Origin of the sequence: uncultured Friedmanniella sp. (assembly GCF_964244005.1) — a bacterium.
In the GTDB taxonomy this organism is placed as follows: domain Bacteria; phylum Actinomycetota; class Actinomycetes; order Propionibacteriales; family Propionibacteriaceae; genus Microlunatus.
This window is the reverse complement of record NZ_CAXTHG010000001.1, coordinates 67,866-90,782: the sequence shown is the minus strand read 5'-3', so window position 1 is coordinate 90,782 and position 22,917 is coordinate 67,866. Positions and strand designations below refer to the sequence as shown.

Sequence of the window (22,917 nt, the reverse complement as noted above, 5' to 3'; positions counted from 1 at the left end):
GCGACCGCTACCGGGAGGCGAAGATCGCGCCGTAGCCGATGACCCAGAGGACCAGGATGCCCAGGCCGACGATGCCCATGATGAAACCTGCGTTGGCCTTGGACCGGCCGGTGTAGCGGGCGGGGTCGGCGTCGATCTCCGACGTCGCCCGGCGGCCCAGCGCGATGCCGGCGATGCCGACGATGGCTCCGACGCCGCAGAAGAAGCTGAGAACCAGACCGATGATGCCGGTGATCAGGGCCGGCGTGGCCGAGGGGTGCTCCGGGGCCGCAGCCCCGTAGGCCGGGTAGCCGTAGCCGCCCTGGTACGGGTTCACGCCGTATCCGGACTGGTCGTACCCGGGCGCGCCGTAGGCCGGGGGCTGCTCGTACGGCGGGTTGGCGCTGGGCTGGCCGTACGGCGTCGGGTCGGGCTGACCGTAGGGAGCCGCACTCGGCTGGCCGTAGGGGGTTGCGGGCGGCTGGTCGTACGGCGGGTTGGCGGGCTGGCTGTAGGGCTGGCCGTAGGGGTTGGCGCTGGGCTGGCTGTAGGGCTGACCGTACGGGGGCTGGTCGGCGGGCGGGTAGCCGTAGGGGTCGCTGCTGCCGCTCGGGTCTGCGCCCGCGGGCGGCAGGGCGGTCGAGCCCTGGTGGCCCTGCACCGACTCAGCAGACGGGCCCTGGCCCTGGCCGGCCCCGTACTGCTCGGTCCCATACTGGCCCGCCCCGTACTGCTCAGTCCCATACTGCTCGGCCCCGTGCTGCTCGGCCCCGTGCTGCTCGGACCCGTGCTGGGCCGACGGCTGGTCCGGGGTGCCCGGGGTCTCGGCGGGGGCCGCACCTTCGCGGCTGAACGGGTTGGGGTCAGCGCCCTGTCCGGCCGGGCCGGAGGTGTGATCGGTCATGCCGACCAGTGTCCTCCATGCCGGGAGCGGGCGGATCTGGCCTCCGGTACCGGCTGCTGGCGTCAGCCGATCAGGCCGAGGGACCGTACGGCTTCGCGCTCCTCGACGAGCTCAGCCACGCTGGCGTCGATCTTGCCGCGGGAGAAGTCGCTGACCGCGAGCCCGGGGACGATCGTGTAGGCGCCGTCGGTGACGGTGCACGGGAAGGACGAGACCAGACCCTCGGGCACCCCGTACGAGCCGTCAGAGGGGACCGACATCGAGACCCAGTCGCCCTCGGGCGTGCCGTGGACCCAGTCGCGGACGTGGTCCGCCGTGGCGCTGGCGGCGCTGGCGGCCGAGCTGGCGCCGCGGGCCTCGATGATGGCGGCGCCACGCTTTTGCACCGTCGGCAGGAAGTCCGACTCGAGCCAGGCCTGGTCGACCAGCTCGGGCGCCGGTCGGCCAGCCACGGTGGCGTAGCTGATGTCGGGGTACTGGGTGGCGGAGTGGTTGCCCCAGACGGTCATCCGGGCGATGTCGGTGACGGCGCTGCCGGTCTTGTTCGCGAGCTGGCCGATGGCGCGGTTGTGGTCGAGCCGGGTGAGGGCGTTGAAGCGGCCGACGGGGATGTCCGGGGCGTTGCTCAAGGCGATCAGCGCGTTCGTGTTGGCCGGGTTGCCGGTGATCAGCACCTTGACGTCGTCGGCCGCATGGTCGTTCAGCGCACGACCCTGGGGCTTGAAGATCGCGCCGTTCGCCTCGAGCAGGTCCCCGCGCTCCATCCCCTTGCTCCGGGGGCGGGCGCCGACGAGACAGGCGATGTTCACCCCGTCGAAGACGACGTTCGGGTCGTCCCCGATCTCGACCTTGCTGAGCAGCGGGAAGGCGCAGTCGTCCAGCTCCATCACGACCCCCTCGAGGGCCTTGAGCGCCGGGGTGATCTCGAGCAGCCGCAGCTCGACCGGCGTGTCCGGGCCAAGCATGGCGCCGCTGGCGATCCGGAACAGCAGGCTGTAGCAGATCTGGCCAGCGGCCCCGGTGACGGCGACCTTGACGGGTGTGCTCACGTACGCTCCTCGGCTGGCCCCCGTCGACCCTCGATCAGACCTGTGGAGGCAGTGGTGTCTGTCTTGCTGACGCTAGCAACACCCCGGCTTGCCCGGGTACGGGAGGTCCGGTGATGCCGGCCACGTCCGTCGACGAGGTGCCCGCGCTCGTGCGGTCGCGGCTCGCCGGCCGTACCGGCACGCTGTGGATCGGTCTGGACGGGTTGGGCGCCTCCGGCAAGAGCACGCTGGCCGGCCGGATCGCCGCGGTGCTGCCGGGAACGGTTGTGGTGCCGGTGGACGACTTCGCCCACCCCGACGTCCCGACCTGGCAGCGGGAGCGCTTCGTCGCGGACGTGCTTGATCCCCTGCTGGCCGGCCGCCACGCCCGGTACCGGCCGGCGGACCTGGTCACCGGCGCGCTGGGTGCGGCCGTCGAGATCCCGGTCGGTGTCCCGGTCGTGGTGGAAGGCGTGTCGGCGACCGACGTCCGGCTCGGCGTGCCCTGGGACCTGACCCTGTGGCTGGATGTGCCCGAGCCCGTACGGCGGCGGCGGATCGCCCAGCGCGACTCACCGGAGCTGGTCGAGCGCTGGCGGACCGACTGGTGGCCCCAGGAGGAGGCCTACGTCGCAGCCCAGCGCCCGTCCGAGCGCGCGGACCTGATTGTCCGCGCGTAAACCCGAGGTGTCAGACGCTCACGGGGCCAGGGCACCCGCGGCGGCTGACAGGTCGTCAAGCGTCTTGTTGAGGGTGGGGCTGGGGGTCATCACCTTGGTGGCCAGGGCGTCGTCGGGGTGATAGTAGCCGCCGATGTCGGTCGGCGAACCCTGGACGGCGAGCAGCTCACCGGCGATGGCCTGCTCTTCGGTTGTGAGCCGTTCGGCGACGCTACGGAACGCGTCGGCCAGCGCGGGGTCGACCGTCTGCGCGGCCAGCTCCTGCGCCCAGTAGAGGGCGAGGTAGAAGTGGCTGCCCCGGTTGTCGATCCCGCCGAGCCGGCGGCTGGGGGACTTGTTCTCGTCCAGCAGGGTGCCGGTGGCCCGGTCGAGCGTGTCGGCCAGCACCTGCGCGCGGGCGTTGCCGGTGGAGGTGGCCAGGTGCTCGAGGCTGACCGCGAGCGCGAGGAACTCCCCGAGGCTGTCCCAGCGCAGGTAGTTCTCCTTGAGCAGCTGCTGGACGTGCTTGGGCGCTGAGCCGCCGGCGCCGGTCTCGAACAGACCGCCGCCCGCGATCAACGGGACGACCGACAGCATCTTGGCCGAGGTGCCGAGCTCGAGGATCGGGAACAGGTCGGTGAGGTAGTCGCGCAGCACGTTGCCGGTGACCGAGATGGTGTCCTCACCTTTACGGATCCGCTCGAGGGAGAAGGCGATCGCCTCGGCCGGGGCGAGGATCTGGATGTCCAGACCGTCGGTGTCGTGCTCGGGCAGGTAGGCCTTGACCTTGGCGATCAGGTTGGCGTCGTGCGCCCGACCCTCGTCGAGCCAGAAGACCGCCGGCGCACCCGAGGCGCGGGCTCGGGTGACGGCGAGCTTGACCCAGTCCTGGATCGGCAGGTCCTTGGTCTGGCACATCCGCCAGATGTCGCCCTGGTTGACCAACGTCTCGAGCACGGTCGTCCCGGACTCGTCGACGACCCGGACCGTCCCGGTGCTGGGGATCTCAAAGGTCTTGTCGTGGGAGCCGTACTCCTCGGCCGCCTGGGCCATCAGCCCGACGTTCGGGACCGAGCCCATCGTGGTCGGGTCGTACGCGCCGTGGGCCCGGCAGTCGTCGATCACGACCTGGTAGATGCCGGCGTAGGAAGAGTCGGGGATCACCGCAAGCGTGTCCTGCTCCTCACCGTCGGGCCCCCACATGTGGCCCGAGGTGCGGATCATGGCGGGCATCGAAGCGTCCACGATCACGTCGCTGGGTACGTGCAGGTTGGTGATGCCGCGGTTGGAGTCGACCATGGCCAGCTCGGGTCCGGCCGTCAGCCCCTGCTCGATGGCGGCCTTGATCTCGGGCCCCTGGTCGAGCTTGTCGAGGCCGGCGAGGATCGCGCCCAGCCCGTCGTTCGGGCTGAGGCCGGCGCTCGCGAGCGCGTCGCCGTACTGGGCGAACACCTCGGGCAGGAACGCGCGCACCACGTGGCCGAAGATGATCGGGTCCGAGACCTTCATCATGGTGGCCTTGAGGTGGACCGAGAAGAGCACACCCTCGGCCTCGGCGCGGGCGATCTGGGCGGCCAGGAACTCGTGCAGCGCCGCGACGTCGAGCGCGGTGGCGTCGACGACCTCGCCGGCCAGGACCTTGACCTCGGGCCGCAGGATCGTGGTCGTACCGTCGGCGGCCACCAGCTCGATCCGCAGCGTGCCGTCGTGGTCGGTCACCGTGGAGGTCTCGTTGGAACGAAAGTCACCGGCGCTCATGTGGGCCACGTTGGTCTTCGAGTCCGGCGACCAGGCGCCCATCGAGTGCGGGTGGCTGCGGGCGTAGGACTTGACCGAGGCGGGGGCGCGACGGTCGGAGTTGCCCTCGCGCAGGACCGGGTTGACCGCGCTGCCCTTGACCTTGTCGTAGCGGGCGCGGATGTCGCGGTCGGCGTCGCTGGTCGGGTTCTCGGGATAGTCCGGCAGGTCGTAGCCCTGGGACTGCAGCTCGCTCACGGCCGCCTTGAGCTGGGGGACCGAGGCGGAGACGTTCGGCAGCTTGATGATGTTCGCCTCGGGCGTCTTGGCCAGCGCGCCCAGCTCGGCCAGCGCGTCGCTGACCCGCTGCTCGGGGGTCAGCCGCTCGGGGAACAGGGCCAGGATCCGGCCGGCGAGGGAGATGTCGCGGGTCTCGACCCGTACCCCCGCGGTCGAGGCGAACGCCGCGATGATGGGCAGCAGCGAATAGGTCGCCAGCGCCGGGGCCTCGTCGGTCCGGGTGTAGATGATGGTGCCGGAAGCAGTGCTGTTCTCGTGGTCGGTCACGACGCGAACGTTATCGCGCCCAAGGTTTCACCGACTTGTCAGCGTCAGTGGCCGCTAGAGCGACCACCAGGGCTGACAGGTCGGTATCCACAGGTCTGGGGCGTCGGAGTGGCCGTCCACAGGTCTTCCGTTTGGCGCAAATTCGGGGTCCGGATGCCCAGGATCTGGACATGACCACCGATCTTGGGAACGATTCTGCCGCGCTCGCGCGGGCTGCACTGGGTCACCGGGTGCTGCGGCGTGACTGGTCGGAACACCACCGGATGACTCGGAGCTTCGTGCGCAGCCAAGTCGAGGCCGGTCGGTGGACGACCTGGGGCGACCACGCGGTGTTGATGAGCAACGGGCTGCCGACGCGGCAACAGCTGATGTGGTTGGCGGTGCTGGACGCTGGGCCACTGGCGGCACTCGCGAGCCATACCGCCCTGGAGCTTGCGGGGCACGCCGGCTTTGCCCGGGAGGCCGCAGATCCATGTGGTGATCCCCCGCGGCGCTCGGTCGGCGCCGCTGCCGGGAGTCCAGGTTCACGAGTCGCGGCGAGTCGATCCCGCAGGGTGGACGTGGCGCGAAGGACTCCCCAGGACGCCGACCGCGCAGTCAACCCTCGATGCGGCCGCTTGGCAGCCTTTCCCGCGTTTCGCCTGCGCCCTTGCCGCCTCGGTCGTCCAGCAACGACTGTGCACGGTCACCCAGCTGCAGGAGGAGATGGCCCGCGTAGGCCGGATCAGGCACAAGGCTTACCTACGGCTGGCTCTCGAGGACATCGCGGCGGGTGCGGGAGCTTCGGGCGAGCTCGACGTGGCCCGGATGTGTCGACGATTCGGGCTGGTACCGCCTCGACGGCAGGTCCTGCGCTACGACTCCACTGGCCGTCCCCGGTACCTGGACTGCGAGTGGGACCTGCCCGACGGCGGCATCGTGGTGCTCGAGGTGGATGGGCGTCACCACCTCGACGTGAGCCAGTGGCAGGCCGACATGCGACGCGAACGGTCCGTCGTGGTGTCCGGTCGCAAGGTCCTCCGTGCCACCAACCTGGAGCTGAGGCTTGATCCGGGGCCGATTGCGTCCGACCTGCTGGCTCTCGGCGTCCAACAGATCCGACTTGTCAGCGTAGGTGGTCGCTATGGCAGCCACTGACGCTGACAAGTCGGAGCTAGAGGGTGGCGGCGCGGCCGATCTGGACGAGCTTCCAGCCGGCGTCGGTCCAGGAGGGGACGTGCAGCTTGAGCCGGCCGTCGATGATCACCTTGTGCCGGACCAGGGTGCCGAGCTCGACCGGGTCGAGCTGGCGGAACTCCGGCCACTCGGTCAGGTGCAGGGTGATGTCGGCGTCGCGGAGGGCCTCCTCGACGCTGGCGACCTGGGTGAAGCCGTCGCGGGTGGGCAGCCGGGCCTGGGGGTCGAAGACCCGGACCTGAGCGCCGCGCGCGTGCAACAGCTCGGCGACGGTCAGCGCGGGGGAGTTTCGGGTGTCGTCGGTCCCCGGCTTGTAGGACGCGCCCAGCACGGCGACGGTGAGCCCGTGCACGTCGCCGCCGGCCTGGGCGATCGCCAGCTCGGCGACCTCGGCGCGCTGGCCGTCGTTGATCGCCTCGACCGCGTGGATCAGGTTGCCGAGGACGTGGACCCCCAGCTCGTCGGCGCGGACGGCCAGCGCGGCGATGTCCTTGGGCAGGCAGCCGCCGCCGAAGCCGAGGCCGGCGTTGAGAAAGTCCCGGCCGATCCGTTTGTCGTAACCGATCGCGTCCGCCAGCAGGGTCACGTCACCGCCGGCGGCCTGGCACATCTGGGCCATGGCGTTGATGAAGCTGATCTTGGTGGCCAGGAAGGCGTTCGCGGCGACCTTGATCAGCTCCGCGGTCGCCAGGTCGCAGCGAACCACCGGGGTGCGGTCGGTCAGCGGGATCGCGTACACCTCCTCCAGGAGGTGCAGCGCGGGCGCGGAGTGGGTGCCGAAGACGAGCCGGTCGGGACGCAGCGTGTCCTCCACCGCGGACGCCTCGCGCAGGAACTCCGGGTTCCAGGCGATCTCGACGCCGTCGCCGGCCGGGGCGAGCCGGCGCAGCCGCTGTTCCAGCGCGACCGCCGTCCCGACCGGCACGGTCGACTTGCCGACCACCAGCGTCGGCCGGGTGAGCAGCGGCCCGAGCGCGTCCACGGCGGCGTGCAGCTGGCTGAGGTCGGCGGCCCCGTCCGGCCCGGAGGGCGTGCCCAAGGCGAGGAAGTGCACGTCGGCCCAGTCGGCGACCGCGGTGTAGTCGGTGGTGAAGCGCAGCCGGCCGGACGCCGTGTGCTGCTCGAGCAGCGGCTCCAGACCCACCTCGTAGATGTGGGACTGGCCGGCGTTGAGAATCTTGACCCGGTCGTCGTCGATGTCGACGCCGATCACGTGGTGGCCGAACTCCGCCATCCCGGCCGCGTGGGTGGCGCCCAGGTAGTTGGTGCCGATGACGCTGATCCGCAGCGTCACTGGCCGACCCCCGTCGTCATCGTCGTGCCCCGCTGCGTCATCCCCTCAGCCTCATCCGAGCATCATCGCACTGCCGGGCCCACCACCGGTGACGTCAGGGACGCGCGTACGAGACGAGGTCGACGAGCGTGCCGTCGGCCAACGGCTCGGACCGCCTCAGGACGCCGGCCTCGTGATAGCCGTTCGCCTCCGCGACCTGGCGAGACGCCAGGTTGTCCGCAGCCGCGCGGATCATCAGCGAGTCGACCACTCCGGCCCCCTCGGCCCACTCCGTCACCATCCGGACCGCTTCGGTGGTCAGACCGCGGCCGCGCGCGTCCGGGTGGCTCCAGTAGCCGAGCTCGGCCCGCCGGTGGTAGCCGCCCAACCCTTCCAGCCCGAGCGAGCCGACGCACCGGTCGTCCGTCGCGTCCGCGACGCACCAGAGGATCCCCGTGCCGCGAGCGGCCGCCTCCCGCGTCGCCTCGACGTACGCGAGGGCCTCGGGAAGTCCGTAGGTGCGGGGCAGCGAGACCAGCCAGTGCTGGGTCCGCGGGTCGGCGCACGCCTCGGCGACCCGCGGCGCGTCGGTCTCGACGAACGGCCGCAGCCGCAGCCGGGCGCTGGTCAGCCGGGGGACGTCGAGCCACGGCACCGCCGTCCGCGGGTCGTCGGCGGTCAAGGTGGCGATCCAGCCGTCGTGCCACTCGCCCCGGTGGTCCAGCAGCCGCCGGACCGTCCCCTCGTACCGGAAGCCCGCCGCCGCGGCGACCCGACGAGAACCCCAGTTGCCGACCACCGCCCGCCAGCGCAGCGCCGTCAGTCCGAGGACGTCGAACGCGTGGTCGCGGACCAGCCGGACGGCCGGGCTCATCAGGTGCCGCCCGCGAGCGTCGGGGTGCAGGCCGAAGCCCACCTCGCCCAGCCCGCTACCGCGGTCGATCAGGGCGATGGAGCCGCAGAACGTGCCCGGGCTGGTCTGGTCCTCGACGGCCCAGCTGAGCCGTTCGCCACTACGCCAGCCGTCGGCCACCGCCGCGAGGAACCGCTCGGCGTCAGCCATCGCGTACCCGCCTTCCGGGGTCGGGACGGTCGTCCGGCGGATCATCTCCGGGTCGCGGCACTGTTCGACGACCCGCGGCAGGTCGCTGCGGCTCAGCGCCCGCAGGATCACCCCGGCCGCCGCGTCCACCAGCACAGGTACGTCCTCGGGGAACCGGCCGACGGCGCCGACGGCCTCAGGGGCATCGCGAGCGGGGTCCGGGTCGGCAGCCATGGCCTCATCCAATGCGGGCTCCCGCCGTCCGGCAACCGAGTTCGGCCACCAAGTGGCACCCGTCCCCGCCGCCACTTAGGATTGCGCCGTGCATAGACGCCGGGGCTCCCTCGGTGTCCCTTCCCCCACGTACGCCGACCCGTCGCCCGCGAACCCCGGAGCGGACGGAGGGCTGGCGTGAACGGCGTCATCCTCAACGTCGTCCTGATCCTCGTCTTCATCATGGTCGGCGGCGTCTTCGCGGCCGCTGAGATGTCGTTGGTCTCGCTGCGCGACAGCCAGATCCGTCAGCTCTCCCACCGCGGCAAGCGTGGTCAGACCATCGCCCGGCTCACGGCCAACCCCAACCGGTTTCTCAGTGCCGTCCAGGTCGGGGTGACCCTGTCGGGCTTCCTCTCGGCGGCCTTCGGGGCCGCAACGCTGGCCGACGACCTCTCACCGGTGCTGCAGCGGCTGGGTCTGGTGCCCACGGCGGCAGACACGATCGCGCTGGTGCTGATCACCGTCGTGATCTCCTACGCCTCGATCGTGCTCGGCGAGCTCGCCGCCAAACGGCTGGCGCTGCAGCGGGCCGAGAGCGTGGCCCTGCTGCTGGCTCCCCTGGTCGACCGGATCGCCTGGTGTGCCCGGCCTGTCATTTGGTTCCTCGGCGCGTCCACCAACGTCGTCGTGCGCATTCTCGGCGGTGACCCGAAGGCCGGCCGCGAGGAGGTGAGCGATGAGGAGATCCGGGCCATGGTCTCGGGCTCGAGCACCCTGGGCGATGAGGAACGGCGGATCGTGGACGACGTCTTCGCCGCCGGCGAGCGGGGCCTGCGTGAAGTGATGGTGCCCCGCACCGAGGTCGACTTCCTGCCCGGCGCGATGCCGGCGCACCGGGCCGTCCGCGAGCTGCACAAGTCGCCCCACTCGCGTTATCCGGTCACGGGGGAGTCGGCCGATGACATCCTCGGCTTCGTGCACGTCCGCGACCTGCTCGACCCCGACGTGAGCACCCGCACCACCCCGATCTCGGAGGTCACCCGGCCGGTGCTGTCGATGCCGGACACGGTCCGGGTGCTGCGCGCCTTGAGCGAGATGCGGCGGACGACCTCCCACCTCGCGATCGTGCTCGACGAGTACGGCGGCACGGCCGGGATCGTGACCATGGAGGACCTCGTCGAGGAGCTGGTCGGCGACATCACCGACGAGTACGACGTGGTGGCCACGGAGCCGCCGCCGGGAGTCCTCGGCGACCTGACCATCGACGGTTTGCTCACCCTGGACGAGTTTGGCGAACGGACCGGTTTTGAGCTGCCGGAGGGCCCCTACGACACCGTGGCCGGGTACTTCATGGCCCAGCTGGGCCAGCTGCCGCAGGTCGGCGCGGTGATCCAGGCCGAGGTGCAGCGGGTGGACGCTGGCGAGGACGAGATGACGGCGCTCGAGATGAAGGTCGCCGAGCTGGACGGACGTCGGGCGGCCACGTTCGTCGTGCACCGGGTCGACGGCGGCGAGCTGCACCCGATGCCCGTGTAGGAGGGTGGTGTCCGTTCACAAGCGGCGGGGACCCGGCGCCGCCGCGTGACAGGATGGTCGCCATGTCTGTCTCCGACCGGGCCGGCCTGCCGCGGGTCCTCTCCCTGGCCCAGCCCACCGCCGACTCGTTGCACCTCGGCAACTTCCTCGGGGCGCTGCGCCAGTGGGTGCCGCTGCAGGACGACCACGACGCGTTCTACGGCGTCGCCGACCTGCACGCGCTGACCGTCGAGGCCGAGCCGGCGGTACGGGTCGACCGCAGCCTGCGCAGTGCCGCCCAGATGCTGGCCGCCGGCGTCGACCCGCAGCGTTCGACGGTCTTCCTGCAGTCCCACGTACCCGAGCACACCCAGCTGATGTGGGTGCTGGCGACGATGACCGGCTTTGGCCAGGCGTCCCGGATGACCCAGTTCAAGGACAAGTCGGCCCGCTTCGGCGCCGACGCCACCAACGTCGGCCTGTTCACCTATCCCGTGCTGATGGCGGCCGACATCCTGCTCTACCAGGCCGACCGGGTCCCGGTCGGGGAGGACCAGCGCCAGCACCTCGAGCTCACCCGCGACCTGGCCGTTCGCTTCAACGGCCGGCACGGCACGACGTTCGTGGTGCCCGAGCCGCACATCCTGCCCTCGGTCGGTCGGATCGCCGACCTGGCCGACCCGAGCGCGAAGATGAGCAAGACCTCGTCCTCCCCGAGCGGCATCGTCGAGCTGCTCGACGAGCCGAAGGTCAACATCAAGAAGATCAGGTCCGCCGTCACCGACTCCGAGCGCGAGATCGAGTTCGACGAGGAGCGCAAGCCGGGCGTGGCGAACCTGCTGACCATCCTCTCCGCCCTCACCGGCACGAGCGTCGAGGTGCTCGTCAAGGAGCTGGCCGGACGCGGCTACGGCGACCTCAAGGGGGCCGTCGCCGACGCGGTCACCGCGTTCGCGACCCCGTACCGGGAGCGGACGCTGGAGCTGATGGGGGAGCGGACCGAGCTGCAGGCCATCCTCGCTGACGGCGCCGACCGCGCCCGCGCGGTCGCCAGCGCCACGGTGGCCGAGGTCTACCGCAAGATCGGCCTGGTCCAGCCCCGGATCTGAACCCGACTTGTCAGCGTGAGTGGCTGCTCTGGCGACCACTGACGCTGACAAGTCGGCGAAAGCTCAGCCCAGGCGTTCATCGACGTAGCACCAGCGCCAGGACTCACCGGGCTCGTGGCTGCGCATCACCGGGTGGTGGGTCTGGTGATGGTGCCGCTCGGCGTGCCGGCCGACCGAGGAGTCGCAGCAGCCGACGTTGCCGCAGCTGAGGCAGCGCCGCAGGTGCACCGGCCGGGTGCCTTCGCGGACGCAGTCCTCACAGCTGGGGGAGAGCGGTGTGACGTCCGTGGGGGCTGCCTCGAGGTGGCGGCAGCTGCCGCTCGGGTCGATCGGGGTGGCGACGCTCTGGTCGCTGCTGAGCCGGTCGGCCCGTTCGGTGGCGATGGTCAGCATCGACTCCTCGATGTCGAACGCCGCCAGTACCTGCTCGATCACGTCGTGGTCCACGGTGCCGCTGGACCGGATCTTGAGCACCTCGTTGCGTTCGGCCCGCATGGTGGCCAGTCGGAGCCGCCGGTACTGCTCGGCCGGAGTCTCGTCATTGCCCCGTCCGGCGCCGAGCTGTTCCCACAGCGCGTCGGGCCGGCCGGCGATCCGGTCCCGGACCAGCTTGACCGTCTCGGGGGCGTCGTCAGGGCCGGTCAACTGGTCGAGCGAGGCAAGTCCGGCGTTGCTGGCGGTCTGCAGCACGGTGGCGGCCTGCAGTGCGTCCGACCGCGCGTCCGGTCCGCGCAGCTGCAGCACCCGGACCAGCGCGGGCAGCGTCAGCCCCTGGATGAGCAGTGTGCCGGCAGTGACCACCAGCGCGGAGAAGACCAGCACGTCGCGGTGCTCGACGCCTTCGGGGATCAAGAACGCGGCGGCCAGGGTGACCACGCCGCGCAGCCCCGCCCAGCCCAGGGCCAGCGACTCGCCCCAGGGCGGGGAGTCGGCGTCGTCGGTCCGGCGGAAGAGAACGACGCGCGCCAGCGCCACGAAGACGAGGCGCAGCACGATCACCCCGGCCAGCACCGCCGCGCAGAACAGGCCGATCCGCAGCCCCGAGAGGGTGTCGTCGCTGCGGAGCGCGACGATCAGCCCGTGCGCCTGCAGCCCGATCAGCAGAAAGACGGTGTTCTCGAGCAGGAACTGGATCGTCGCCCAGTTGACCCGCTCAGCCAGCCGCGACTGGCCGCTCTGGATGACCGGTGACTTGTGCCCCAGCAGCAGCCCGGCGGTCACCACGGCGATCACGCCCGACCCGTGCGCGTCGCCGAAACCGAGCTGCTCGGCGGGCAGGTAGGCCACGAAGGGCACCAGCAGCGAGATCGCCGTGTCGAAGACCGGGTTGGTCACCCGGCGCCGGATCCGGCCCCCGACAAACGCCACCGCGACGCCGACCGCCGCCCCACCGATCGCGGCCACCGCAAAGCTGATGGCGACGTCACCGACGCTGAACGCACCGCCGATGGCGGCGATCGCCACCCGGAGACAGGTGATGGCGGTCGCGTCGTTGAGCAGCGACTCGCCCTCCAGCAGCGTCACCACCCGGCGCGGCAGCCCGATCCGGCGGGCGATGGAGGTCGCCGCCACCGCGTCGGGCGGCGCCACCACCGCGCCGAGGGCGAAGGCGACCGGAAAGCTGACGGGCAGCACCAACCAGGTGATCAGCCCGATGCCGAGCGCGGTGATGACCACGAGCAGCACCGAGAGGAAGCCGATCGAGGCCAGGTTGGCCCGGAACTCGATCACCGACGAGCGGATGGCGGCCGCGTAGAGCAGCGGCGGCAGGAAGCCGACCAGCACCAGCTCGGGCGTCAGCCGGGGTTCGTGGATGAACGGGACGAAGCCGGCCCCGATCCCCACGAGCATCAGCAGCAGCGGCGCGGAGAACCGGATCCGCTCCGCGACCGCGGTGATCACGAGCACCGAGGCGACGATCGCGAGCAGGGTCAGGGCGATGTGCACTCGGTCACCCTTCCACCCTGCGCCCCGATGTGACGACCTCGTTCGCCCAGGGCTCACCGCCGGCGCTGTCCGTGGGCAGGATCGCGACCATGGCGATCGGCCCGGCGGACCTGCGGCTCGAGATGTCAGCTGTCGTCCTCGGCGCCACCCGCCGCTGAGCCGGTTCACCGACGGCAGGGGAGGATGGTCGCCATGGCGAGGTCAACCGAGTCCGGGACGCCGTTCGAGCCCGTCTACGGCCCCGAGGCGCTGGCCGGCTTCGACCCAGCGGCGGCGCTCGGTGAGCCCGGGCGGTTCCCGTACACGCGCGGCATCTATGCCTCGATGTACACGACCCGGCCGTGGACGATGCGCCAGTACGCCGGCTTCGGCACGGCGCGGGAGTCGAACGCGCGCTACCTTGAGCTGATCAGCCACGGCACCACGGGACTGAGCGTCGCGTTCGACCTGCCGACCCAGATGGGGATGGACTCCGACGCGCCGCTGGCCGCCGGCGAGGTGGGCAAGGTCGGGGTGGCGATCGACTCGATCGAGGACATGCGGCTGCTGTTCGCCGACATCCCGTTGGCCGAGGTGTCGACGTCGATGACCATCAACGCCCCCGCCGCGGTGCTGCTGCTGCTCTACCAGCTGGTGGCCGAGGAGCAGGGGGCCGATCCGACGGCGCTGACCGGCACGATCCAGAACGACGTGCTCAAGGAGTACATCGCCCGCGGGACCTACATCTATCCGCCCGCGCCGTCGTTACGCCTGGTCAGCGACACCTTCGCCTATTGCGCCACCGAGCTGCCCCGGTGGAACACCATCTCGATCTCGGGCTACCACATGGCCGAGGCCGGGGCGACGCCCGCGCAGGAGGTCGCATTCACCCTCACCGACGGGATCGCCTACCTCGACGCGGCGCTGGCCGCCGGGCTGACCGTCGACCAGGTCGCGCCGCGGCTCTCCTTCTTTTTCGTGGCCAGGACGACCCTGCTGGAGGAGGTGGCCAAGTTCCGGGCCGCCCGCCGGATCTGGGCCCGGCTGGTCCGCGACACGTACGGCGCCCAGGACCCCAAGTCGGCGATGCTGCGCTTTCACACCCAGACCGCCGGCGTGCAGCTGACCGCCCAGCAGCCCGAGGTCAACCTGGTCCGGGTCACCGTCCAGGCGCTCGCCGCCATCTTGGGCGGCACGCAGTCGCTGCACACCAACTCCTACGACGAGGCGCTCGCCCTGCCCAGCGCCAAGGCCGCCCGGCTCGCGCTGCGGACCCAGCAGGTGCTCGCGTACGAGACGGACGTGACCGCGACCGTCGACCCCTTCGCCGGCTCGTTCGTGGTCGAGTCGCTGACCGACGACCTGGAGGCCGAGATCGTCCGGCTGATGGACGCCGTGGCCGAGCTCGGCGGCGCGGTGACCGCGATCGAGGAGGGCTTCCAGAAGTCCGAGATCGAACGCTCGGCGTACGAGGTCACCCGCTCCATCGACGCCGGCGACCGGGTGATCGTGGGACTGAACCGTTTTGCGTCCGCCACCGAGGAGCCGTACGAGCCGCTGCGGGTCGACCCGGCGATCGAGGCCGAGCAGTCGGCCCGGCTTGTCCGGCTGCGGGCCGAACGCGACGGTGAGGCGGTCGCCCGCGCCCTGGCCCGGCTGCAGGCGGCCGCGCGGGGCAGCGACAACGTGCTCTGGCCGATGAAGGAAGCCCTCGCCGCGCGGGCCACGGTCGGCGAGGTCTGCGACGCGCTGCGGGAGGTCTGGGGCGTCTACCACCCGACCGAGTTCTTCTAGGATGCTCCGCCCTGGAAATCAACCCCGAGAACGCCTAAATCGCGGCTCGGATGCCGATTGCGGGCTTTCGGGGTCGATTTTCAGGGCGAGCCGGGGCAACCGCTCACCGGGCCATCCTGCCGGACCGAGCGACTCGCTTCGGAGCCGTGAAGGTTGCGTTAACGAACGCGCGAACGCACCGGCTCGCCCACAGTGCCGTGCGAGACTGTCTCGGATGTCTTCCACCCCGAGCGACGGTCTCCGACGCGCCCTGATCGACCGGGCCGCCGACGAGTTCCACGACCGGCTCGTGGTGCTCCGCCGCGACATCCACGCCCATCCCGAGATCGGCCACCGCGAGCACCGGACGACCGACCTGATCGTGGACACCCTGGAGCGCGCCGGCCTGGTGGCCAAGGTGCTGCCGGTCGGCACCGGAGCGTGGTGCGACGTGCTACCCAAGGGCTTTGACTACGCCGACGGCCTGGTCGGGCTGCGCGCCGATATTGACGCGCTGCCGATCGCCGAGCGCACCAGCCTCGACTTCGCCTCCGTCAACGCCGGCGTCGCGCACGCGTGCGGCCACGACGTGCACACCGCCATCCTGCTCGGGGTCGGGCTCACCCTCAGCCGGCTCCGGGACGCCGAGCTGTTGACCCGTGGCGTCCGGCTGATCTTCCAGCCGGCCGAGGAGACCAACCCCGGCGGAGCGGTCGACGCGATCGAGGGTGGGGTGCTGAGCGACCTGACGGAGGTCTACGCGCTGCACTGCGACCCGCGGACCGACGTGGGCCGGATCGCGCTCAAGTCCGGCCCCATCACCTCCGCAGTCGACCAGGTGAAGGTCACCTTGACCGGTACCGGCGGCCACACCTCCCGGCCGCACCTCACCCAGGACGTCGTCGGCGCGCTCGGCGCGCTGGCCACCGAGATGCAGCTGCTGCTGTCGCGCCGGGTCGACCCGCGCAGCGGGGTGTCGCTGATGTGGGGCCGGATCTCGGCCGGCTCGGTCGCCAACGCCATCCCCAGCTCGGGAGAGATCGAGGGCACCCTGCGCGCCCTCGACGTGCCCGGCTGGACCGCGGCCAAGCAGCTCGTGCCCGAGCTCGTCGCCCAGGTGGTCCGCCCGTTCGGGGTCGAGGTCGAGGTGGAGGTCCAGGACGGCGTACCGCCCGCGGTCAACCACGTCCGTGGCGTCCGCCGGCTGACCCGCGCCGCCGAGGAGATGCTCGGTCCGCACGGGGTGACCGCCACGGAGCAGTCGCTCGGTGGTGAGGACTTCTCCTGGATGCTGCAGCAGGTGCCGGGTGCGCTCGCGCGGCTCGGCGTCCGGCCGGTCGGGGCGGCGTCGTGCCCCGACATCCACCAGCCGGGGTTCGTGGCCGACGAGGCGTGCATCCCGGTCGGGCTGAAGGTCCTCGCCGACGTGGCTTCCTCGGCGGAGCGGCCCGGGATCTAGGTGTTGGTCGAAGCAGGATCAGTCGACGATCCGCACTCCCAAGGAGACGGGGACCTTGACGGTGTACTTCTTCGTCTCGCTCTTCTTGCTCGTGTAGTCAACCTGCTTGACGTTGGCGCTGACGTAGCCGTAGGTGCGCTGGCACGTGACACTCTCGTGCGGGTCAAGCTCCACCGAGCCGCCCGCTGACGTGGCCTGGGTCGCCGTCTGGGTGAGCGACCTCGAAACTTCGATAGACGTCGACAGGTCGACGACCTTGAAGACACTAATCTTGACTGACCCGCTCACGCTCTGCGAGGCCGTGATCGACTGTGAGATTGTCTTGGTGAAAGAGCAGTACAGCGTGGCTTTCTTGCTGGAGCGGTTTTCCAGGGGCACCGATTCCACGACCTTGGTGTGCTTTTTCACCTTAGTGACCGTGATACACCGGCCGGAGCCCGTCCCGCCCTCGCACTTGGTGGCAGCCTCGGCCGGAGTGGCTCCGAGCGTTCCGGCCATGATCACTCCTGTGGCCAGCGGTGTGGCGAGAGCGAAGAGGAGACGGTTCATGAAGCTCCGTTTCTTACTGTGACTTCGGACTCTCCGGTGTCGGACGCCAAGTGGACCACATCCGCTGTGGCGGCGCTAGGTCGGCGCGGCTCGTAAGTGTGGCGCAGCTGCTGACAGCCAGTGAGGCAGAACGGCGGTGCGACACAAAGATCCGAGCGCGGGGCGGAGTGGGTCAGTCCCCCATCCTTGGCGGCTAGTGTGTGCCAAGCGAGGTTCGCCGGCAGGCCGCACGAGTCGGTGGCCTCAGCATGCCTGTAAGGCAACAACCTACTTTGGAGGCTATCGGTGAAGAAGTCGTTGTTCGTCGGCCCAGCGCTCAGCGCTGCGCTGCTGCTGACCCTGGCCAGCTGTGCCCAGGCACCCGGCACCGAGAGCCCCTCGGCCGCCCCGAGCGGCAGCACCAGCGGCAGCGCCAGCGCCGCCACCTCCGACTTCAAGGCCTGCATGGTCTCGGACTCGGGTGGCTTCGACGACAAGTCGTTCAACCAGACCTCGTACAAGGGCATGACCGACGCGGCGTCCGAGCTCGGCATCCAGACCGGTGAGGTGGAGTCCAAGGACGACGCCGACTACGCGAACAACGTCAAGTCGATGCTCGATGCGAAGTGCAACATCATCGTGACCGTCGGCTTCAAGCTGGGCGACACCACCCTTGCTGCTGCGAAGGCCAACCCCAACGTCAAGTTCGCGATCGTGGACAACAACGACCCGGCGTACGCCAAGGTCAAGAACATCAAGCCGCTGGTCTTCAACACGGCTCAGTCGAGCTTTCTCGCGGGCTACCTTGCCGCTGGCACCACCCAGACCAAGAAGGTCGGAACCTTTGGCGGCCTGAAGATTCCCACGGTGACGGTCTTCATGGACGGCTTTGCCCAGGGCGTGCAGTACTACAACAAGCAGAAGGGGGCGGACGTCCAGGTGCTCGGCTGGGACACCGCCAAGCAGGACGGTCAGTTCGTCGGTGACTTCGAGGACCAGAAGGGTGGCCAGCGCACCGCTCAGAACCTGATCAGCCAGGGCGCCGACATCATCTTTCCGGTGGCCGGTCCTGCCGGTATCGGCGCACTGCAGTCGGCGAAGGCCAGCAGCGGCAAGGTCAACTCGATCTGGGTGGACACCGACGGCTGCGTCAGCGCCGAGACCTACTGCCCGCAGCTCATCTCCAGCGTCTACAAGGGCATGGACGTGGCCGTGGCCGACGTGATCAAGGCGGCCAAGGACGACAGCTTCTCCAACGACCCGTTCGTGGGCACCCTGGACAACGACGGAACGGGCCTGGCGCCGTACCACGACTTCGACTCCAAGGTCCCGGCTGAGCTGAAGACCGAGATCGACACGATCAAGGCCGACATCATCTCGGGCAAGATCACCATCGAGTCCAAGTCCCAGCCGAGCTCCTGAGCTGAGATCCTCAGCTGACCCCTCCTCAGCTGATATCGGGTAGACCTGAGCCGGGTAGTCGCGGCTCAGGTCTACCCGGTCTTCCGCCCGCCCACGACGATTCGGAAGGACCCCCGGTGACCGACGCCGTTTCGGGCCTGCGCCTGCGGGGCATCACCAAGCGCTTCGGGTCCCTGGTGGCGAACGACAGCATCGACCTCGACGTCGTGCCGGGGGAGATCCACTGCCTGCTGGGGGAGAACGGCGCGGGCAAGTCCACGCTGATGAACGTCCTCTACGGGCTGCTGCAGCCCGACGAGGGCGAGATCAGCGTCGACGGCCGGCCGCAGACCTACCGCAGTCCCAAGGAGGCGATCGCCGCCGGGATCGGGATGGTGCACCAGCACTTCATGCTCGTCGACGTCTTCACCGTCGCCGAGAACCTTGCCCTGGGCCGGGACGGCGGCGGGCTGCTCAACATGCGCGCCGCCCGGCGTACCGTCCGCGAGCTGTCGGCCCGCTACCGCCTCGACGTCGACCCGGACGCCCTGGTCGAGGACCTGCCGGTGGGAGTCCAGCAGCGGGTCGAGATCCTCAAGGCGCTCGCCAACGACGCGAAGTACCTGATCTTCGACGAGCCGACCGCCGTCCTCACCCCGCAGGAGATCGACGAGCTGATCGCGGTGATGCGGTCGCTGCGCGACGAGGGCAAGGCCATCGTGTTCATCACCCACAAGCTGCGCGAGGTACGGGCGATCGCCGACCGGATCACCGTTCTCCGACGCGGCCAGGTCGTCGGCACCGCCCGACCGACCGACTCCGAGACCTCGTTGGCCGAGCTGATGGTCGGTCGTGCGGTCAACCTGGTCGTGGCGAAGGAGCCGGCGCGGCGCAGCGCCGAGCCCCGGCTGGTGCTCGAAAGGGTCTCCGTCGCCAGCCCGAACGGCGCGCTGGCCGTACGCGAGCTCGACCTGTCCGTCGCGGGCGGCGAGATCGTCTGCGTCGCCGGCGTCCAGGGCAACGGGCAGACCGAGCTGGCCGAGGCCCTGCTCGGCACCGCCCCGGTCACCGCCGGCCGGGTGCTGCTCGACGGCCGTCCGATGCCGCTGGGCTCACCGCACGACACGATCCGCGCGGGCGTCGGCTTCGTGCCCGAGGACCGGCAGACCGACGGCTTCGTCGGCAGCTTCAGCGTCGCCGAGAACCTCGTGCTCAACCACGCCGACGAGGCCCCGTTCGCCAAGGGCATCGCGCTGGACCTGCCCCGGATCAGGCAGAACGCCGAGGAGCGGGTCGCGGAGTTCGACATCCGGACCCAGTCGGTGGACTCGCCCGTCGGGTCGCTGTCCGGTGGCAACCAGCAGAAGGTGGTGCTGGCCCGCGAGCTCTCCCGGCCGCTGTCCGTGCTGGTCGCCAGCCAGCCGACCCGTGGCGTCGACGTCGGCGCCATCGAGTTCCTGCACCGCCGGCTGGTCACCGAGCGCGACCGCGGCACGGCCGTGCTGATCGTCTCCACCGAGCTGGACGAGGTGGCGGCGCTCGCCGACCGGGTGGCCGTGATGTACCGCGGCCGTATCGTCGGCATCGTCCCGCCGGACACCTCACGCGAGGTGCTCGGGCTGATGATGGCCGGGGTGCCGACCGAGGAGGCGCTGGCCGGAGCCGCTTCGCCGGCGGGCGACAGGCCCACGACGGCATCTTCCACGTATGGGGAGCAGCGGTGAGCAGCACCGGGACGCAACGCCCCTCCAGTCGGATCCCCTGGACCGAGGTCGTCACGACGCTCGCCGCGTTCGTGCTCGCCTTCGCCGTCGGGGCCGTGCTGATGATCGTCTCCGACACCGAGGTGCGGCGAACGTTCACCTACTTCTTCGCCCGCCCGTCCGACGCGCTGAACGCGTCGGCGGACAAGGTCGGCGGTGCGTACGCCGCGCTGGTCAAGGGCGCCATCGGCGGCTACGGCCCGCTCACCCTGACCACGGCCCAGGCCGCGCCCCTGATCTGCGCCGGCCTCGGAGTCGGTCTCGCGTTCCGCGCCGGCCTGTTCAACATCGGGGCTCAGGGCCAGGCGATCCTGGGCGCGATCGTGGCCGCGTACATCGGCTTCAGCTGGCACCTCCCGCCTGGTCTGCACCTGCTCGTCGCCCTGCTCGGCGGCCTGCTCGGCGGTGGCGTCTGGGGTGGTGTGGTGGGCTGGCTCAAGGCCCGGGCCGGCGCGCACGAGGTGATCGTGACCATCATGATGAACTACGTCGCCGCCGGCGTGCTGGGCTACCTGCTCACCACGGCGGCGTTCCGGCGGCCCGGCCGGACCGACCCGATCTCGCCCGTCGTCGACTGGAACGCCACCTTCCCGCGGCTCGAGGGTGGCCAGCTGCACCTCGGCTTCCTCGTCGCGTTGCTGGCCGCGGTCGGGGTCTGGTGGCTGCTCGACCGCTCCACCACCGGCTTCGCCATCCGCGCCGTCGGAGCCAACCCGCACGCCGCCGCGACCGCGGGAATGAGCGTCGCCCGGACCACGATCATCACCATGTCGGTCGCCGGCGCGCTGGCTGGACTGGCCGGCGTGCAGGCCGCGCTCGGACCGAGCGCCTCCGGGGTGCCGGTGCCGCTGTCAGCCGGGATCGTCGGCTCGGTCGGTTTCGACGCCATCACCGTTGCCCTGCTCGGCCGCTCCAAGCCGCTCGGCATCGTGCTGGCCGGACTGCTCTTCGGGGCGCTGCACGCGGGCGGCCTCGCGATGCAGAGCGTCGCCCAGACCCCGCTCACCCTGACCACCGCCCTGCAGGCGCTGATCGTGCTCTTCGTGGCCGCGCCCGCGCTGATCGCCAAGCTGCTGCCGTTCCTGCGGGGGCGCAAGCTGCGTCCCGTCGGTCCGGCGGCTGAGGGAGGTCTGGCGTGAGCACGGCTGTCCGCCCGACCGCCGGCACCGGTGAGCCCGCACCGGAGGAGTCGGGCCGGGTCGAGTCCCGCGAGAAGCGCCGGCAGCGGCTGTCCACCGGTGCGCTGATCGGGGTGGTCGGCGTCCTGCTGCTGGTCAGCCTGGCCTCCACGTCCGGGGCGGCCCGGTTCGCCCTGTCCAACGCGTTCGACGAGGTGCAGCTGCCGACCGTGTCGGTGCCCGGTCTGGGGACCGTCGCGGTCTGCGCCGTCGTCTGCCTGCTGGCCGCAGCCGGCTTCCTCTCGGGCCGGATGCGGGGGCGGCTGCCGGCACTGGCCGGGGTCGTGGCTGGGGTCGCCGTCATCGTCGGCTTCCTCACCTGGGCCGCCGCCGGTCGCGACCTGCCGTTCCCGGTCAGCAACCAGTTCGCCGGCACGCTGTCGCTGGCCACGCCGCTGGTCTTCGGGGCGCTCTGCGGCGTGCTCTGCGAACGGGCCGGGGTGGTCAACGTCTCGATCGAGGGCCAGTTCCTGGCCGCGGCCTTCGCTGCCGCGGTCGTCGGCAGCCTGACCCACTCGGTGCCGGCCGCCATGGTCGCTGCCGTGGTCGCCGGGCTGGCCATGGCCGCACTGCTGGCCCTGTTCTCGATCAACTACCTGGTCAACCAGGTCGTGCTCGGCGTCGTGCTCAACCTGCTCGCCGTCGGCATCACCGGCTTCCTCTTCGACCAGCTGGTGCAGCCCGCCTCCGACACCTACAACGCCGCCCCGGTGCTGGAGGCGTTACCGATCCCCGGCCTGGAGCGGATCCCGTTCTTCGGCGCCGTGCTGTTCTCGCAGTCGGTGCTGGCCTACCTGGCGGCCATCTCGGTGGTGGTGGTCTGGCTGTTGCTCTACCGCACCACCTGGGGGCTCCGGGTCCGCGCCACCGGTGAGCACCCGGAAGCGGTCGACACCATCGGCATCAACGTGCTGGCCATCCGGTGGTCGGCCGTGCTGGCGGGCGGGCTCTTCGCCGGGCTCGGCGGGTCGTTCTTCACCTTGGCCTCCACCGGGTCGTTCTCGAAGGAGTTCACCGTGGGCAACGGCTTCATCGCCCTCGCCGCGGTGATCATGGGCCGCTGGCGTCCGGTACTGGCCACCCTGATGTGCCTGTTCTTCGGCTTCGTCACCCAGATGGCCTCGCAGCTGCAGACCCTCAGCACGCCGATGCCCAGCCAGTTCCTGCTGATCCTGCCGTACGTGGCCACCATCATCGCCGTCGCTGGACTGGTCGGGCGGGTCCGCCCGCCCGCCGCCGACGGCATCCCGTACGAGAAGTAGGTGGACGTCGACTGGGCGGGGCTCCGCGAGCAGGCCCGCGCGATGACCGCCCTCGCGTACGCGCCCTACTCCGACTATCAGGTCGGCGCCGCCGCGCTGGTCGACGACGGGCGGGTGGTGACCGGCTGCAACGTCGAGAACGCCGCGTACGGGGTAGCGCTCTGCGCCGAGTGCGGGCTGGTGTCGGCCCTGCACGCCAGCGGGGGCGGCCGGCTGGTGGCCTTCGCCTGCGTCGACAAGACTGGCGCCGCGCTGATGCCGTGCGGCCGCTGCCGCCAGCTGCTCTGGGAGAACGGCGGCCCCGACCTGCTGGTCGACACGCCCCGCGGGGTGGTGCCGATGACCGAGGTGCTGCCGCAGGCCTTCGGCGCCGCCGAGCTGGACTCCGTCGAGCGCCACCCGCACGCACCCGGCTGAACCCC

At 70.8% G+C, this 22,917-nt stretch carries 19 protein-coding genes; 12 read left to right on the top strand and 7 right to left on the bottom strand.

Annotation, left to right across the window (positions count from 1 at the left end; translation table 11 throughout):
- Nucleotides 1–7: 7 nt before the first annotated feature.
- Both ACFE76_RS00420 and ACFE76_RS00415 read right to left on the bottom strand, forming a co-directional pair.
- Nucleotides 8–883, bottom strand: a complete 876-nt coding sequence (locus ACFE76_RS00420; protein WP_375429753.1) for a hypothetical protein — start codon at nucleotides 881–883, stop codon at nucleotides 8–10.
- 62 nt (nucleotides 884–945) lie between these two features.
- A complete protein-coding gene (locus ACFE76_RS00415) occupies nucleotides 946–1,932 on the bottom strand; it encodes a malate dehydrogenase (RefSeq protein ID WP_375429752.1) in 987 nt (328 codons plus the stop codon).
- Nucleotides 1,933–2,045: 113 nt separating this feature from the next.
- Between ACFE76_RS00415 and ACFE76_RS00410 the strand changes: the two genes are divergently transcribed.
- Entirely contained in the window at nucleotides 2,046–2,591 is a 546-nt protein-coding gene (locus ACFE76_RS00410; RefSeq protein ID WP_375429751.1) for a hypothetical protein, read from the top strand.
- Between the two features lie 18 nt (nucleotides 2,592–2,609).
- Here ACFE76_RS00410 and ACFE76_RS00405 read toward each other — a convergent pair whose 3' ends face one another.
- Nucleotides 2,610–4,874 (bottom strand): NADP-dependent isocitrate dehydrogenase, encoded by a 2,265-nt coding sequence (locus ACFE76_RS00405; RefSeq protein ID WP_375429750.1) that lies wholly within the window; start codon nucleotides 4,872–4,874, stop codon nucleotides 2,610–2,612.
- Nucleotides 4,875–5,579: 705 nt separating this feature from the next.
- On the opposite strand from ACFE76_RS00405, the gene ACFE76_RS00400 reads away from it, so the two are divergent.
- A complete protein-coding gene (locus ACFE76_RS00400; RefSeq protein WP_375429749.1) occupies nucleotides 5,580–6,011 on the top strand; it encodes a hypothetical protein in 432 nt (143 codons plus the stop codon).
- A 16-nt stretch (nucleotides 6,012–6,027) separates the two neighbouring features.
- Here the strand turns inward: ACFE76_RS00400 and ACFE76_RS00395 are convergent, their stop codons facing one another.
- Together ACFE76_RS00395 and ACFE76_RS00390 are read right to left on the bottom strand one after the other, a co-directional pair.
- Nucleotides 6,028–7,344 carry a UDP-glucose dehydrogenase family protein gene (locus ACFE76_RS00395; RefSeq protein WP_375429748.1) on the bottom strand — a complete coding sequence of 439 codons (1,317 nt, stop codon included), beginning with the start codon at nucleotides 7,342–7,344 and terminating at the stop codon, nucleotides 6,028–6,030.
- Nucleotides 7,345–7,438: 94 nt separating this feature from the next.
- Complete coding sequence (locus tag ACFE76_RS00390; protein WP_375429747.1) at nucleotides 7,439–8,599, bottom strand: GNAT family N-acetyltransferase; 1,161 nt, start codon at nucleotides 8,597–8,599, stop codon at nucleotides 7,439–7,441.
- 177 nt (nucleotides 8,600–8,776) lie between these two features.
- Here ACFE76_RS00390 and ACFE76_RS00385 point away from each other — a divergent pair, with 177 nt between their 5' ends.
- Together ACFE76_RS00385 and trpS are read left to right on the top strand one after the other, a co-directional pair.
- Nucleotides 8,777–10,117: a hemolysin family protein gene (locus tag ACFE76_RS00385; RefSeq protein ID WP_375429746.1), complete on the top strand. Its 1,341-nt coding sequence runs from the start codon at nucleotides 8,777–8,779 to the stop codon at nucleotides 10,115–10,117.
- 53 nt (nucleotides 10,118–10,170) lie between these two features.
- Nucleotides 10,171–11,205, top strand: coding sequence for a tryptophan--tRNA ligase (trpS, locus tag ACFE76_RS00380; protein ID WP_375429745.1), 1,035 nt, complete (start codon nucleotides 10,171–10,173; stop codon nucleotides 11,203–11,205).
- 63 nt (nucleotides 11,206–11,268) lie between these two features.
- Here the strand turns inward: trpS and ACFE76_RS00375 are convergent, their stop codons facing one another.
- Nucleotides 11,269–13,152, bottom strand: coding sequence for a Na+/H+ antiporter (locus ACFE76_RS00375; protein ID WP_375429744.1), 1,884 nt, complete (start codon nucleotides 13,150–13,152; stop codon nucleotides 11,269–11,271).
- A 29-nt stretch (nucleotides 13,153–13,181) separates the two neighbouring features.
- On the opposite strand from ACFE76_RS00375, the gene ACFE76_RS00370 reads away from it, so the two are divergent.
- The 3 genes from ACFE76_RS00370 to ACFE76_RS00360 all read left to right on the top strand — a co-directional run bounded on the left by ACFE76_RS00370 (nucleotide 13,182) and on the right by ACFE76_RS00360 (nucleotide 16,363).
- The gene (locus ACFE76_RS00370; RefSeq protein ID WP_375429743.1) at nucleotides 13,182–13,310 is read left to right on the top strand and encodes a hypothetical protein; all 129 of its coding nucleotides are present in this window, start codon (nucleotides 13,182–13,184) and stop codon (nucleotides 13,308–13,310) included.
- Nucleotides 13,311–13,344: 34 nt separating this feature from the next.
- Nucleotides 13,345–14,925, top strand: coding sequence for a methylmalonyl-CoA mutase (locus ACFE76_RS00365; RefSeq protein ID WP_375429742.1), 1,581 nt, complete (start codon nucleotides 13,345–13,347; stop codon nucleotides 14,923–14,925).
- A gap of 214 nt (nucleotides 14,926–15,139) precedes the next feature.
- Nucleotides 15,140–16,363 carry an amidohydrolase gene (locus tag ACFE76_RS00360; RefSeq protein WP_375429741.1) on the top strand — a complete coding sequence of 408 codons (1,224 nt, stop codon included), beginning with the start codon at nucleotides 15,140–15,142 and terminating at the stop codon, nucleotides 16,361–16,363.
- 18 nt (nucleotides 16,364–16,381) lie between these two features.
- Here ACFE76_RS00360 and ACFE76_RS00355 read toward each other — a convergent pair whose 3' ends face one another.
- Nucleotides 16,382–16,912: a hypothetical protein gene (locus ACFE76_RS00355; RefSeq protein ID WP_375429740.1), complete on the bottom strand. Its 531-nt coding sequence runs from the start codon at nucleotides 16,910–16,912 to the stop codon at nucleotides 16,382–16,384.
- Nucleotides 16,913–17,197: 285 nt separating this feature from the next.
- On the opposite strand from ACFE76_RS00355, the gene ACFE76_RS00350 reads away from it, so the two are divergent.
- The 5 genes from ACFE76_RS00350 to ACFE76_RS00330 all read left to right on the top strand — a co-directional run bounded on the left by ACFE76_RS00350 (nucleotide 17,198) and on the right by ACFE76_RS00330 (nucleotide 22,912).
- Nucleotides 17,198–18,313 (top strand): BMP family protein, encoded by a 1,116-nt coding sequence (locus tag ACFE76_RS00350; RefSeq protein WP_375429739.1) that lies wholly within the window; start codon nucleotides 17,198–17,200, stop codon nucleotides 18,311–18,313.
- Nucleotides 18,314–18,429: 116 nt separating this feature from the next.
- Nucleotides 18,430–20,016: an ABC transporter ATP-binding protein gene (locus ACFE76_RS00345; protein ID WP_375429738.1), complete on the top strand. Its 1,587-nt coding sequence runs from the start codon at nucleotides 18,430–18,432 to the stop codon at nucleotides 20,014–20,016.
- The gene (locus tag ACFE76_RS00340; protein WP_375429920.1) at nucleotides 19,989–21,194 is read left to right on the top strand and encodes an ABC transporter permease; all 1,206 of its coding nucleotides are present in this window, start codon (nucleotides 19,989–19,991) and stop codon (nucleotides 21,192–21,194) included. The genes ACFE76_RS00345 and ACFE76_RS00340 overlap by 28 nt, the downstream gene beginning before the upstream one ends.
- A complete protein-coding gene (locus ACFE76_RS00335) occupies nucleotides 21,191–22,495 on the top strand; it encodes an ABC transporter permease (RefSeq protein WP_375429737.1) in 1,305 nt (434 codons plus the stop codon). The genes ACFE76_RS00340 and ACFE76_RS00335 overlap by 4 nt, the downstream gene beginning before the upstream one ends.
- The gene (locus tag ACFE76_RS00330) at nucleotides 22,496–22,912 is read left to right on the top strand and encodes a cytidine deaminase (protein ID WP_375429736.1); all 417 of its coding nucleotides are present in this window, start codon (nucleotides 22,496–22,498) and stop codon (nucleotides 22,910–22,912) included.
- Nucleotides 22,913–22,917 lie beyond the last annotated feature (5 nt).